This window comes from Pseudomonas sp. AL10 (assembly GCF_029960685.1).
Classification (GTDB): domain Bacteria; phylum Pseudomonadota; class Gammaproteobacteria; order Pseudomonadales; family Pseudomonadaceae; genus Aquipseudomonas; species Aquipseudomonas lactis.
The window spans coordinates 18,142-31,430 of sequence record NZ_JASBQZ010000051.1 but is presented as its reverse complement, the minus strand read 5'-3'; the positions used below and the strand labels follow the sequence as shown (position 1 = coordinate 31,430).

The 13,289-nt window shown below is 60.6% G+C and carries 12 protein-coding genes; 8 read left to right on the top strand and 4 right to left on the bottom strand.

Annotated elements, in window-relative coordinates:
- Nucleotides 1–216: 216 nt before the first annotated feature.
- Nucleotides 217–876 (bottom strand): HAD family hydrolase, encoded by a 660-nt coding sequence (locus QK296_RS26345; protein WP_120247393.1) that lies wholly within the window; start codon nt 874–876, stop codon nt 217–219.
- On the bottom strand, nt 873–1,415 hold the full coding sequence (locus tag QK296_RS26340) for a gamma carbonic anhydrase family protein (RefSeq protein ID WP_003187318.1): 543 nt from the start codon (nt 1,413–1,415) through the stop codon (nt 873–875). The genes QK296_RS26345 and QK296_RS26340 overlap by 4 nt, the downstream gene beginning before the upstream one ends.
- A 101-nt stretch (nt 1,416–1,516) precedes the next feature.
- Between QK296_RS26340 and prlC the strand changes: the two genes are divergently transcribed.
- Nucleotides 1,517–3,568 (top strand): oligopeptidase A, encoded by a 2,052-nt coding sequence (gene prlC, locus QK296_RS26335; protein WP_282391865.1) that lies wholly within the window; start codon nt 1,517–1,519, stop codon nt 3,566–3,568.
- Entirely contained in the window at nt 3,565–3,840 is a 276-nt protein-coding gene (locus QK296_RS26330; RefSeq protein WP_003187322.1) for a YheV family putative zinc ribbon protein, read from the top strand. The genes prlC and QK296_RS26330 overlap by 4 nt, the downstream gene beginning before the upstream one ends.
- Before the next feature lie 108 nt (nt 3,841–3,948).
- On the opposite strand, the gene QK296_RS26325 is transcribed toward QK296_RS26330, so the two are convergent.
- Nucleotides 3,949–4,599 (bottom strand): dual specificity protein phosphatase family protein, encoded by a 651-nt coding sequence (locus QK296_RS26325; protein WP_057710666.1) that lies wholly within the window; start codon nt 4,597–4,599, stop codon nt 3,949–3,951.
- 274 nt (nt 4,600–4,873) lie between these two features.
- Here QK296_RS26325 and QK296_RS26320 point away from each other — a divergent pair, with 274 nt between their 5' ends.
- The 6 genes from QK296_RS26320 to QK296_RS26295 all read left to right on the top strand — a co-directional run bounded on the left by QK296_RS26320 (nt 4,874) and on the right by QK296_RS26295 (nt 12,452).
- On the top strand, nt 4,874–5,626 hold the full coding sequence (locus QK296_RS26320) for a gluconate 2-dehydrogenase subunit 3 family protein (RefSeq protein WP_003187325.1): 753 nt from the start codon (nt 4,874–4,876) through the stop codon (nt 5,624–5,626).
- 2 nt (nt 5,627–5,628) lie between these two features.
- On the top strand, nt 5,629–7,413 hold the full coding sequence (locus QK296_RS26315; RefSeq protein ID WP_003187327.1) for a GMC family oxidoreductase: 1,785 nt from the start codon (nt 5,629–5,631) through the stop codon (nt 7,411–7,413).
- A 12-nt stretch (nt 7,414–7,425) separates the two neighbouring features.
- Entirely contained in the window at nt 7,426–8,724 is a 1,299-nt protein-coding gene (locus tag QK296_RS26310; RefSeq protein WP_034134143.1) for a cytochrome c, read from the top strand.
- Nucleotides 8,725–8,806: 82 nt separating this feature from the next.
- Entirely contained in the window at nt 8,807–9,865 is a 1,059-nt protein-coding gene (locus QK296_RS26305; RefSeq protein WP_003187330.1) for a PA0069 family radical SAM protein, read from the top strand.
- Nucleotides 9,866–10,093: 228 nt separating this feature from the next.
- Nucleotides 10,094–10,825: a carbonic anhydrase gene (locus QK296_RS26300; RefSeq protein ID WP_003187331.1), complete on the top strand. Its 732-nt coding sequence runs from the start codon at nt 10,094–10,096 to the stop codon at nt 10,823–10,825.
- An 85-nt stretch (nt 10,826–10,910) separates the two neighbouring features.
- The gene (locus QK296_RS26295) at nt 10,911–12,452 is read left to right on the top strand and encodes a SulP family inorganic anion transporter (protein ID WP_003187333.1); all 1,542 of its coding nucleotides are present in this window, start codon (nt 10,911–10,913) and stop codon (nt 12,450–12,452) included.
- Nucleotides 12,453–12,583: 131 nt separating this feature from the next.
- Here QK296_RS26295 and QK296_RS26290 read toward each other — a convergent pair whose 3' ends face one another.
- A complete protein-coding gene (locus QK296_RS26290; protein ID WP_034134146.1) occupies nt 12,584–13,231 on the bottom strand; it encodes a hypothetical protein in 648 nt (215 codons plus the stop codon).
- Nucleotides 13,232–13,289: the final 58 nt, after the last annotated feature.

Genomic DNA, 13,289 nt, shown 5'->3' with positions numbered 1-13,289 from the left:
AAGCCAGCTCCCACATTTGGATCGCGGTGCGTCAGTTAGAACAGCGTCGGCTATCTGGTCGTCACGGGAGCAAGCTCCCTCGCCACAGGTCCAGCGTCGTATCGAAGTTGTGTAGATATCTATGCTCATCGCAGGCAAGCCAGCTCCCACAGTTGACCGACTTTCAACATGAGCGCGCGCTCGACTGTGGGAGCTGGCTTGCCTGCGAAAGCAGTCTCAAGGCCGCTGCAAAAACGCCTGATGCATCTGGTCCAACGTCTCGAAATGCCAGGTCGGCGCCTCGGCATTCAGCTCTTCAAAACTACCAAACCCATACCCCACGGCGACCGAATCCAGCCCATTACTGCGTGCCCCGATCAGGTCATGCTTGCGATCACCGATCATCAAGGTGGTGGCCGGGTCCAGCCGTTCCTCACGCATCAAATGCGCGATCAACTCGACCTTGTTGGTACGCGTACCGTCCAACTCGCTGCCGTAGATCACCTTGAAGTGCTTGGCAAAGTCGAAATGCCGCGCAATCTCGCGGGCAAACTCCCACGGTTTGGAGGTGGCGACGTACAGCTGGCGCCCTTGGCTGTTCAGCTCTTCCAATAACGGCATGACCCCGTCAAACACGCGGTTTTCGTACAGGCCGGTAACCTTGAAGCGCTCACGGTAGAAATTCACCGCTTCCCACGCCTTGGCCTCGTCGAAGGCGTAAAACTGCATGAACGCCTGCAGCAAGGGCGGGCCGATGAAGTGTTCGAGCTTCGCCAGGTCGGGCTCATCAATGCCCAGTTTGGCCAGGGCGTACTGGATCGAACGAGTAATGCCCTCACGCGGGTCGGTGAGGGTACCGTCCAGGTCGAACAGGACGGTGGGGTGATCCAGGGTCATTGATCGAATCCTTCGGCCAGGTGCAGGTCTTTGAGCTTCACGTAGTTCGCCGCGCTGTAGGTGAAAAAGGCGCGCTCTTTGTCAGTCAATGCGCGAACCTGCTTCACCGGGCTGCCCACATACAAAAAACCGCTGTCGAGTTTCTTGCCTGGCGGCACCAGGCTGCCGGCGCCGATGATCACGTCGTCTTCGACCACGGCGCCATCCATCACAATACTGCCCATGCCGATCAGGACGCGGCTACCCACGGTGCAGCCATGCAGCATGACCTTATGAGCGATGGTCACGTCGTCGCCGATCAGCAACGGGTAACCCTGCGGATTGAACGGCCCGGCATGGGTAATGTGCAGCACGCAGCCATCTTGCACGCTGGTGCGGGCACCGATGCGGATGCGGTGCATGTCGCCGCGAATCACTGTCAGCGGCCAAACCGAGCTGTCAGTGCCGATTTCGACATCGCCGATCACCACCGCCGAAATATCGACAAACGCCCCGGCGCCGAGGGTTGGCGTGTGGTTCTGATAGGTGCGAAGGGTCACGATAGCCTCTCTCTGTTGTGCTGATAGCTGCGGTGGGTGTTGATTGTAATTAAGATGGCCCCATCTTTGTTCTACATGTTTCTTCAGCCAAGGTGCCCACCGTGAGCGCGAACAACCCTCTTTTGCAGTCCTACGACCTGCCGCCGTTCTCGGCGATCCGTGCCGAGCACGTGCAGCCGGCCATCGAACAGATCCTCGCCGACAACCGCGTGGCAATCGCAGAGATCCTGCAGAGCCAGGTTAAAAATCCGACGTGGGCCGGCCTGGTCCTGGCCATGGACGAACTCAATGATCGCCTGGGTGCGGCCTGGAGCCCGGTCAGCCACCTCAATGCCGTGTGCAACAGCGCCGAACTGCGCGAAGCCTATGAGGCGTGCCTGCCGGCCTTGAGCGCTTACTCTACCGAAATGGGCCAGAACCGTGAGCTGTTCCAGGCCTTCGAAGCCCTGGCCAACAGCCCGGAAGCTGCCGGTTTCGATGTGGCGCAAAAAACCATTCTGGAACACTCCCTGCGTGACTTCCGCCTGTCGGGTATCGACTTGCCGCCGGAGCAGCAAAAGCGCTACGCCGAGGTGCAGAGCAAGCTGTCCGAGCTGGGCAGCAAGTTCTCAAACCAGTTGCTGGACGCCACCCAGGCCTGGACCAAGCACGTCACCGATGAAGCCACCCTTGCCGGTCTGACCGACTCGGCCAAGGCACAAATGGCCGCCGCCGCCCAGGCCAAGGGCCTCGACGGCTGGCTGATCACCTTGGAATTCCCCAGCTACTACGCCGTCATGACCTACGCCCAGGACCGTGCCCTGCGTGAAGAGGTGTACGCCGCCTACTGCACCCGTGCGTCGGACCAAGGCCCGAATGCCGGTCAGAACGATAACGGCCCGGTGATGGAACAGATCCTCGACCTGCGTCAGGAACTGGCCCAATTGTTGGGTTATGCGTCCTTCTCCGAGCTGAGCCTAGCCACCAAGATGGCCGAGTCCAGCGACCAGGTGCTGAGCTTTCTGCGTGACCTGGCCAAGCGCAGCAAGCCGTTTGCCGCCCAGGACCTGCAACAGCTCAAGGCCTATGCCGCCGAGCAAGGCTGCCCTGATCTGCAAAGCTGGGACAGCGGTTTCTACGGCGAAAAACTGCGTGAGCAGCGCTACAGCGTGTCCCAGGAAGCGCTACGCGCCTACTTCCCCATCGACAAAGTGCTGGGCGGCCTGTTTGCCATTGTGCAGCGCCTGTACGGCATCGAGATTGCTGAGCTCAAAGGCTTCGACACCTGGCACCCGGATGTTCGTTTGTTCGAAATCAAGGAAAACGGCGAGCACGTCGGGCGTTTCTTCTTCGACCTGTACGCCCGCGCCAACAAGCGTGGCGGTGCCTGGATGGATGGCGCCCGTGACCGCCGCCGTACCGTTGATGGCGTGCTGCAAAGCCCCGTCGCCAACCTGGTGTGCAACTTCACCCCGGCCGACAGCGGCAAGCCTGCCCTGCTGACCCACGATGAAGTCACCACCCTGTTCCACGAATTCGGCCATGGCTTGCATCACCTGCTCACCCGCGTGGAACATGCCGGAGTATCCGGTATCAACGGTGTGGCGTGGGACGCGGTGGAACTGCCGAGCCAATTCATGGAGAACTGGTGCTGGGAGCCTGAAGGCCTTGCGCTGATCTCCGGCCACTACGAAACCGGCGAGCCCTTGCCCCAGGACCTGCTGGAGAAAATGCTCGCGGCGAAAAACTTCCAGTCCGGCCTGATGATGGTGCGTCAGCTGGAGTTCTCGCTGTTCGACTTTGAATTGCACGCCACCCATGGCGATGGTCGCAGTGTGGCCCAGGTGCTGGAAGGCGTGCGCGATGAAGTCTCGATCATGCGCCCACCGGCCTACAACCGCTTCCCCAACAGCTTCGCGCACATCTTCGCCGGCGGTTATGCGGCGGGTTACTACAGCTACAAGTGGGCCGAAGTGCTGTCGGCGGACGCGTTCTCCAAGTTTGAAGAAGACGGCGTGCTCAATGCCCAGACCGGGCGGGCGTTCCGTGAAGCCATCCTGGCCCGTGGCGGTTCCCAGGCGCCGATGGTGCTGTTCGTCGACTTCCGCGGACGCGCGCCGTCGATTGACGCACTCTTGCGCCACAGCGGCCTGAGTGAGGACGCGGCAGCATGAGTGAAGGGCCTGTGATCACCAAAAAGCAATTTATCGCTGGGGCTGTCTGCCCGGCGTGCAGCGAGCCGGACAAGTTGAAGATGTGGACCGAAGACAACGTGCCGCACCGCGAGTGCGTGGCCTGCGGGTATACCGATACGCTGAATGATCAAGGCCTGTCGGTGCCCAAGGAATTGGGCACTAGGGTCAATACCACCGCGCTGAAAGCGCCGGCGGATCCTAAAGTGCAGGCAGTGCAGTTCTTCCCGAACCCGAAGCTGAAAAAAGACTAACCCCGCACCCCCTGTAGGAGCGAGCTTGCTCGCGAAAAACGTTAACGATAACGCGCGCTATCCTGGATAAGCGCGTCGCTGTTGAGTTTTTCGCGAGCAAGCTCGCTCCTACAGTTGTTTCTCTGCCTGGCCCGTTGTGGTGATCCAGTCTTTCATTGAGCACAACGCAAACGCGCTGGTGCTGCAATCCCCATTTGCTAAAGCTGTGCGCAACTTGTCGACATCGGCTTTCATCATGTAGCGAACGCCATCCTTGAAACCGTTGCTGCTGCCAAAGCCGCCCAAGGTCATCTCGTTCAGCGCATCCTCCTTGCTCCACCCCTGCACCACCACCCGATACATCGCTGCCATCAGGCCGGTGCGGTCGGCGCCGTGCTTGCAGTGCATCAACACCGGGCCATCGGCCTCTGCTGCCTGAATCGCCCTGATCGCCGCCAGCACGTCGGAATCGTCGACGTGGTTGGTGCGATAGCTCAACTGCACCTGTTTGATATCAGATGATTGGAGCCACTGCGCATCAGATTCCGGCAGGAAGTTGATGACCGTAGCGATCTTGAGCGTTTGCAACAGGGGCAGCGCACGCTCGTCCGGCAATGCACTGCGATAGAGCGTGGGTGTCATTTGATGCAGGTTGTATTGGTTACCCACCGGCTGGGCCCATTCCGGCGAGCGGATCGACGCAGCCTCATCGGCTTGTACGGTGTTGAGCAGGCTCATGAGCCCCAGGCCGAAAGCGAGCAGTATGCGTGTGTTGAACATGAACGTTGTGACCGAGCGAGGAAGTGGCTGATGGGCCACAGACTCACTCAAGGCGGGTCAATACGGCGTGAGGTCCGTGTCAAAGAATCGTGATGCTTGCGATCTGATCCGGTGTTTTTGTCGTCGAATTGACGCCTCTGAATTCTTAGGCTGCTATCATTTGTAACTAATGTTTGCCATTGTGCTGTATCTGCTTGGATCCAATTAGCCGCAAGCCTTCACGCTGCTCCCAGAAGCGGCGGATAAACCCGTGACCACATGATGAGGTGTACCCATGTCTGATCAAGATCAAGACAACCCCCGGCGTGACTTTTTACGCAAATCCTTGACCTTGATCCCGGTGGTCACGGTTGCCAGCACCGGCCTTGGCGGTTCGATGCTGATGGCCACGCCGGAACCGGCCCAGGCCGAACCGGCCAAGCCTGCGGTCAGCGATAAAGCCTACGAGCCGAGCTATTTCACAGCCGAGGAGTGGGCGTTTATCAACGCTGCCGTCGAGCGCTTGATTCCCGCTGACGCCCAGGGCCCAGGTGCCTTGGAGGCTGGCGCGCCGGAATACATCGACCGCCAGATGAACACTCCTTACGCCAGTGGCGCCCTGTGGTTCATGCAAGGCCCGTTCAACGCCGACGCGGCGCCGGAGATGGGCTGGCAGAGCAAATTGGTGCCCAAGGAGATCTATCGCCTGGGCATTGCTGCCACGGATGCGTGGTCGAAAGCGTTCAACGGTAAAGCTTTTGCTGCGCAAGACAGCGCTACCCGAGACGATATGCTTAGGCGTCTGGAGGCTGGCGGCAGCGAAGTGGCGGCGCACTTCGACGCCGTGCCACCCAAGATGTTCTTTAACCTTTTGCTGCAAAACACCAAGGAAGGCTTCTTCTGCGACCCTATCCACGGCGGCAATAAAGGCATGGTCGGCTGGACCATGATCGGCTTCCCCGGCGCCCGCGCCGATTTCATGGATTGGGTGGAACGCAACGAGCAGTACCCCTTCCCGGCTGTTTCCATTCGCGGCGAGAGGGCATAAACGTGGCGACCATCATGAAGAAAGTGGATGCAGTGATTGTGGGCTTCGGCTGGACGGGCGCGATCATGGCCAAGGAGCTGACGGAAGCGGGCCTCAACGTGGTAGCGCTGGAGCGCGGCCCGATGCAGGACACTTACCCAGACGGCAACTATCCCCAGGTCATCGACGAATTGACCTACAGCGTGCGTAAGAAGCTGTTCCAGGACATCTCCAAAGAAACGGTGACCATTCGCCACAGCGTAAATGACGTCGCCCTGCCCAATCGTCAGTTGGGCGCTTTCTTGCCGGGTAATGGCGTGGGTGGTGCGGGGCTGCACTGGTCGGGCGTGCATTTTCGCGTCGACCCGATTGAGCTGCGCATGCGCAGCCATTACGAAGAGCGCTACGGCAAGAACTTCATTCCCAAGGACATGACCATCCAAGACTTCGGCGTCAGCTATGAAGAGCTGGAGCCGTTTTTCGACTATGCGGAAAAAGTCTTTGGCACCTCCGGCCAAGCCTGGACAGTCAAAGGCCAGTTGGTCGGAGAAGGCCGTGGCGGCAACCCCTACGCGCCGGATCGCTCCAACCCGTTCCCATTGGAGGCGCAGAAAAATACCGTCTCCGCCCAGCTGTTTCAGAAAGCGGCGACCGACGTAGGTTACAAACCTTACAACCTGCCGTCGGCCAACACGTCGGGGCCGTACACCAACCCCTACGGTGCGCAGATGGGCCCGTGCAACTTCTGCGGCTTTTGCAGTGGCTACGTGTGCTACATGTACTCCAAGGCCTCGCCGAACGTGAACATCTTGCCGGCCTTGCGCCAAGTGCCCAACTTCGAGCTGCGGCCCAATTCCCACGTGCTCAAGGTCAACCTCGACAGCACCAAGAAGAAAGCCACCGGCGTGACCTACATCGACGCCCAGGGCCGCGAATGCGAACAGCCGGCGGACCTGGTGATTCTTGGCGCCTTCCAGTTCCATAACGTGCGCCTGATGCTGCTGTCCGGCATCGGCAAACCCTACGACCCGATTACCAATGAAGGCGTGGTAGGCAGGAACTTCGCCTACCAGAACATGGGCACCATCAAGGCGTTCTTCGACAAGGACACCCACACCAACAACTTTATCGGTGCGGGCGGCAATGGCGTGGCCATCGACGACTTCAACGCCGACAACTTTGACCATGGCCCCCACGGCTTCGTGGGTGGTTCGCCGATGTGGGTCAACCAGGCGGGCAGCCGGCCGATTGCCGGTACGTCCAACCCGCCGGGCACGCCGGCCTGGGGCAGCGCCTGGAAGCGCGCCACCGCCGATTACTACACCCATCAGGTCTCTATGGACTCCCACGGTGCCCATCAGTCCTACCGCAGCAACTACCTGGATCTGGACCCGGTTTACCGCGATGCCTACGGCCTGCCGCTGCTGCGCATGACCTTCGACTGGCAAGAAAACGACATCAAGATGAACCGCTTCATGATGGAGAAAATGGGCAAAGTGGCCCAGGCCATGAACCCCAAGGCCATCGCCGTGCTGGGTAAAAAGGTCGGTGAGCATTTCAATACCGCCGCCTACCAGACCACCCACCTCAACGGTGGCGCGATCATGGGCACCGACCCGAAAACCAGTGCGTTGAACCGCTACTTGCAGAGCTGGGATGTGCACAACGTATTTGTCCCCGGTGCTTCCGCTTTCCCACAAGGGCTGGGCTACAACCCTACCGGCCTGGTGGCAGCGTTGACCTATTGGTCGGCGCGAGCGATTCGCGAGCAGTACCTCAAAAACCCCGGCCCACTGGTTCAGGCATAAGGAGCGATGACCATGAAAGCACTCGTTATCGCCTCCCTGGCGCTGTTCAGCAGCTGCTCGATCAGCGCCGCCGAAACCGATCTGATCAAGCAGGGTGAATACCTGGCGCGCGCCGGCGACTGTGTCGCCTGCCATACCGCCAAGGGGGGCAAGCCCTTCGCTGGCGGCCTGCCGATGGAAACACCGATTGGCGTGATCTATTCCACCAACATCACCCCGGACAAGACCGGCCTGGGCGACTACAGCTTTGAGGATTTCGACAAGGCCGTGCGCCATGGCGTCGCCAAGAACGGTAGTACGCTTTACCCGGCGATGCCCTACCCGTCTTACGCACGTGTCAGCGACAGCGATATGCAAGCGTTGTACGCGTACTTCATGAAGGGCGTCGAACCGGTCGCCCAGGAAAACAAGGACAGCGATATTCCCTGGCCCCTGAGCATGCGTTGGCCGCTGGCGGCCTGGCGCTGGATGTTTGCCCCGGCGGTCGAGGCGCATCAGCCGCAAGCCGCCGCCGACCCGGTGATCGATCGCGGCGCCTACCTGGTGGAAGGTCTCGGACATTGCGGCGCCTGCCATACGCCGCGTGCCCTGACCATGCAGGAAAAGGCCTTGAGTGCCACGGACGGCAGCGCCTTCCTGTCTGGCAGTGCGCCGTTGGAAGGCTGGATTGCCAAAAGCCTGCGCGGCGACCACAAGGACGGCCTCGGCAGCTGGAGCGAGGAGCAACTGGTGCAGTTCCTCAAGACCGGTCGCAGCGACCGTAGCGCGGTATTCGGCGGCATGAGTGATGTGGTTGTGCACAGCATGCAGTACATGTCCCAAGAGGACCTGACCGCTATCGCCCGCTACCTCAAGAGCCTGCCGGCGGTCGATCCCAAGGACCAGCCGCACCAGTACGACAAGCAGGTAGCACAAGCGCTGTGGAAGGGCGATGACAGCAAGCCCGGTGCGTCGGTGTATATCGACAACTGCGCGGCTTGCCACCGTACCGATGGCCATGGCTATACGCGGGTATTCCCGGCGCTGGCGGGCAACCCGGTGTTGCAGACGGCAGATGCCACGTCGTTGATCAACATTGTGTTGAACGGCGGCACCTTGCCGGCCACCCATGCGGCGCCGTCAACCTTCACCATGCCGGCGTTCGCCTGGCGTCTGTCGGACCAGGAAGTGGCGGATGTGGTGAGTTTTATCCGTGGCAGCTGGGGCAACCAGGGCGCGCCGGTCAAGGCCAGCGATGTGGCGGATCTGCGCAAAAACGATCTGCACACCACCTCGGGCGATGACTTGGGCCAGGTGACGCAAAAGCACTGATAAGTTCGCTGGCCGCCCAACGGCACTGGTCAGAAACCTCGCGCCTCGATACTGTATATAAAAACAGTATCGAGGCGTTTTCATGTCTACTGCGCTGCCGCCCCGTGGCCGGGGCACGGCCACCAACCTGCACAATCGGTTTGCACCCACCGTCAGCGTGGCCGAGGACGACGGTTGGTACCAGGAAGTGCCGCCGACCCAAGGCACCGAAGTGCGTATCGAAACGGCCAAGACCATCATCACCCGCAACAACTCGCCGGACTTGCCGTTTGATCGGTCCATCAACCCGTATCGCGGTTGTGAGCATGGTTGCATCTACTGCTATGCGCGGCCCAGCCATGCCTATTGGGACATGTCGCCCGGGCTGGACTTTGAAACCAAATTGATTGCCAAGAGCAACGCGGCTGATGTGCTGGAGCAGCAGTTGTCCAAGCCGGGCTACGTGTGCGCACCGATCAACCTGGGCTCCAATACCGATCCGTACCAGCCAATCGAGCGTGAATACCGGATTACCCGGCAAACCCTTGAGGTACTGCTGCGCTACCGGCACCCGGTGACCATCATCACCAAGGGTTCGTTGATCCTGCGTGACCTCGACTTGCTGACCGAGTTGGCCCGCCAGCGCCTGGTGGCGGTGATGATCAGCCTCACCAGCCTGGACGACGAGCTCAAGCGCATCCTGGAACCGCGCACGGCAGCGCCCAAGGCGCGGCTGCGGGCGATTCGGGTAATGCGCGACGCGGGTATCCCGGTGGGCGTGCTGTGCTCGCCAATGATCCCGATGATCAACGACAGCGAGCTGGAGAGCCTGCTTACCGAAGCTCACGCGGCCGGCGCACAAAGCGCGGCGTATATGATGCTGCGCCTGCCGTTGGAGGTGGCGCCGTTGTTCGAGGAGTGGCTGGTGGCCCATTACCCCCAGCGAGCGGCCCATGTGATGAGCCTGGTGCGCCAGGTACGCGGGGGTGAGGTGTATGACAGCCGGTTTGGCGTGCGCATGCGCGGTGAGGGGCCGTTTGCCGATTTGCTGGCGCAGCGGTTCACCAAGGCAATCAAACGCCTGGGGCTGAATCGGCGGGAAGGGTTCAACCTCGATTGCACGGCGTTTTGCCCACCGGGCAGGCAGATGGCTTTGTTGTAGACTGAGGGACAGACGTGCACCTTTGCTGTAGCAATAGTCGCGTTTTGACATCACTGAAACCCGCGTTCTAGAGCGGTTCATTCAGTTTGAGTTAAGTTTCGGCGGTTACCTTGTTCAGCGAGTGACTGATGAGTCGGCGGCCTGGCCGGTGCTTGTTTTACAACTATTTCACCGCCATGGCGTCGAACTGACCTGAACCCTCCCCTGCATTGATCAAGAGGATGAATCATGAGTGACAAGGATAAACAGCCGTTGGCTGCGTCGGCTTCAGCCCCTCAGGTGGCGGAATCCGCCGATGCAGCGCTGCAGCATATCGTTGACGGCTTTTTGCATTTCCATCACGACGTCTTCCCCCAGCAGGAAGAACTCTTCAAGAAACTCGCCACTGCCCAGAGCCCACGGGCAATGTTCATCACCTGCGCCGACTCGCGCATCGTGCCCGAGCTGATCACTCAAAGCTCCCCAGGCGACCTGTTCGTGACCCGTAACGTCGGCAACGTGGTGCCGCCCTACGGCCAGATGAACGGCGGTGTTTCCACCGCTATCGAGTACGCGGTGCTCGCCCTTGGCGTACAGCACATCATCGTGTGCGGGCATTCGGACTGCGGCGCCATGCGTGCCGTGCTCAACCCCGACAGCCTGGAAAAGATGCCAACGGTCAAAGCCTGGCTGCGTCACGCCGAGGTCGCCAAGACCATGGTCCATGACAACTGCGACTGCGCCAACGAAGGCGAGAGCATGGCGGTGCTGACCGAAGAAAACGTCATCGCCCAACTGCAACACTTGCGCACCCACCCTTCCGTGGCTTCGCGCATGGCCAATGGTCATTTGTTTATCCATGGTTGGATCTACAACATCGAGACCAGCGAAATACGGGCCTACGATGCGGACAAAGCGGCGTTCCGACCGCTGAACGGCACCGAGCCGATCCCTTCAGCGACGCCTAAAGCGCGCTTCTAAAACACTTCCCTGCCGGGTAATGCGGTGGCTGCCATGGATGCAGCCAGGCTTTACCGCGCCCGGCGAATGCCTCGGGAGAGTCATCATGCGTGCTGCTCAATTGAAAGCTGTATTGCCACGGGAGCTGCTCGCCTCGGTGGTTGTTTTTCTGGTCGCCTTGCCACTGTGCATGGGCATCGCGATTGCGTCCGGCATGCCGCCGGCCAAGGGCCTGATCACGGGCATCATCGGTGGCCTGGTGGTGGGCTGGCTGGCCGGCTCGCCGCTGCAAGTCAGCGGCCCGGCGGCGGGTCTGGCGGTACTGGTGTTCGAACTGGTGCGCCAGCACGGCATGCTGATGCTGGGGCCGATCCTGTTGCTGGCCGGCTTCCTGCAATTGGTGGCCGGGCGTTTGCGCCTGGGCTGCTGGTTTCGCGTCACCGCGCCAGCGGTGGTCTACGGCATGTTGGCCGGGATTGGCGTGTTGATCGTGCTGTCGCAGATCCATGTGATGCTCGACGGCGCGCCCAAGCCTTCAGGGCTGGATAACCTGGCAGGCTTCCCGGCAGCGCTGGCTGAAGCGATTCCTACCTTCGGCGGCGGGCTCGGCTGGCAGGCTGGCGTACTCGGCTTGTCGACGATGTTGGTGATGTACCTGTGGGACAAATTCCGCCCGCAACCACTACGGTTTGTGCCCGGTGCGCTGCTTGGCGTGGGCCTGGCGACCGTCGCCAGCCTGGTGCTGGCGCTGCAGGTCAAGCGCGTGGAAGTTCCGGAAAACCTGGCGGACGCTATCGACTGGCTGCGCCCCAGCGACCTGCTGAACCTGGCTGATCCACAGCTGCTGATCGCGGCGTTCGCCGTAGCGTTTATTGCCAGTGCCGAAACCCTGCTGTCTGCCGCAGCGGTGGACCGCATGCACAGTGGTCAACGTTCCGACTTCGATAAGGAATTGTCGGCCCAAGGTGTAGGCAACATGCTTTGCGGCCTGGTTGGCGCCTTGCCAATGACTGGCGTGATCGTACGCAGCTCGGCGAACGTCCAAGCGGGTGCTACCACGCGTCTGTCGGCGATGTTCCATGGCCTGTGGCTGCTGGGTTTCGTGCTCTTGCTGTCGAGCGTGCTGCAGAGCATTCCGGTCGCGAGCCTGGCGGGTGTGCTGGTGTACACCGGCATCAAGCTGGTAGACGTCAAGGCGTTCAAGGCGCTGGGGCGCTATGGTCGGATGCCGATGTTCACCTATGCGGCCACCGCGCTGGCAATCATCTTTACCGATTTGCTGACCGGCGTGCTGGTGGGCTTTGGGCTGACGCTGGTGAAGTTGGCGTTCAAGGCGTCGCGTCTTAAAGTCAGCCTTGTTGACCTGCCTCAGGAAGGTGAAATGGAGCTGCGTTTGACGGGGGCGGCGACCTTTCTGAAGGTGCCGGCGTTGACTCAGGTGCTGTCGGCGGTGCCTGCGGGGACCACCTTGCATGTGCCGCTGAGTAACTTGAGTTACATCGACCACTCTTGCCTGGAGTTGCTGGAAGAATGGGGCCGGGCCAATGCAGCCAAGGGCTCGACGTTGGTGATCGAGGCGCGTGGGTTGAAGCGTCGGCTGGAAGGTCGGGTGAGAACGACAGTGGGGATCGGCTCAGCGCCTGCCTGACCCCTCAAAAAACTGTGGGAGCCGGGCTTGCCCGCGATTGGCGGTGGTTCAGTCAACTAATCTGTTGGCTGATACTCCGCCAATCGCGGGCAAGCCCGGCTCCCACAGTTGATCTTTGTAAGCCGGACGATTTACGCAGGTTGATCCAGCGACAGCTCAACCCCAAGCTGGCGCGACAGGCACGGCCAGCGCTTCCAGGACGCTTCGGTCTGCGGGCTCTTGAGCTGCTCGCGATAGGCCTCGACCGACTCCAGCGCAAAGCTTTCCTCGTTAAGCATCTCATCCACAGCCAGGTGCACGGCTTCATCCAACTGGTTGGCGAAGTCTTCGCCGATCAGTTGATGGGCGATCACGTTGGCCACGGTGGTATCCGCTGGAATCAACGGCTGGCCGAAATGCTTGATGTACAGGTCGTTCACTTCTTCGACCAGGCGATGCGCCAGGTAGGCCTCATCCAGCAGGCCATCAAGGCCGTCGTGGCCGGCCAGAATCGCTGGCGGCTGCAGGAAGAAATGTTCAGCGATTTTCAGTACTGGTTTGATCTGGCTTTCAATCCCGGCCTCACGGGCCACGTCATTGGCAGCGTCGAGCAAATCAGGAACCAGGTCGATGTAGGCAGTCACAAAGCGCGTCATGACGATGTTGCGATCACCGTCTGCCAGAGAAATGGCCGAGTGCAGGTGCGGCAATTGTTGTTCCAGCTGAATGGCAAGTTGGCCGGTGGTGGCTTCGTGTTGATGGGCACGGGAAATCTGCTCGCGCAATGCGGCGGTGTTCATGAGGGCTCCAGTGAAGCAGGCGTAGGAAAAGGGAAAAGACAAGGTAGTTCGTTTATAC

What these genes read in the sequence shown, in the direction of transcription:
- QK296_RS26345 (WP_120247393.1), bottom strand. Translation starts at nt 876, where the DNA reads ATGACCCTGGATCACCCCACCGTCCTGTTCGACCTGGACGGTACCCTC.
- QK296_RS26330 (WP_003187322.1), top strand. Translation starts at nt 3,565, where the DNA reads ATGAGTGAAGGGCCTGTGATCACCAAAAAGCAATTTATCGCTGGGGCT.
- QK296_RS26325 (WP_057710666.1), bottom strand. Translation starts at nt 4,599, where the DNA reads ATGTTCAACACACGCATACTGCTCGCTTTCGGCCTGGGGCTCATGAGC.
- QK296_RS26320 (WP_003187325.1), top strand. Translation starts at nt 4,874, where the DNA reads ATGTCTGATCAAGATCAAGACAACCCCCGGCGTGACTTTTTACGCAAA.
- QK296_RS26310 (WP_034134143.1), top strand. Translation starts at nt 7,426, where the DNA reads ATGAAAGCACTCGTTATCGCCTCCCTGGCGCTGTTCAGCAGCTGCTCG.
- QK296_RS26305 (WP_003187330.1), top strand. Translation starts at nt 8,807, where the DNA reads ATGTCTACTGCGCTGCCGCCCCGTGGCCGGGGCACGGCCACCAACCTG.
- QK296_RS26300 (WP_003187331.1), top strand. Translation starts at nt 10,094, where the DNA reads ATGAGTGACAAGGATAAACAGCCGTTGGCTGCGTCGGCTTCAGCCCCT.
- QK296_RS26295 (WP_003187333.1), top strand. Translation starts at nt 10,911, where the DNA reads ATGCGTGCTGCTCAATTGAAAGCTGTATTGCCACGGGAGCTGCTCGCC.
- QK296_RS26290 (WP_034134146.1), bottom strand. Translation starts at nt 13,231, where the DNA reads ATGAACACCGCCGCATTGCGCGAGCAGATTTCCCGTGCCCATCAACAC.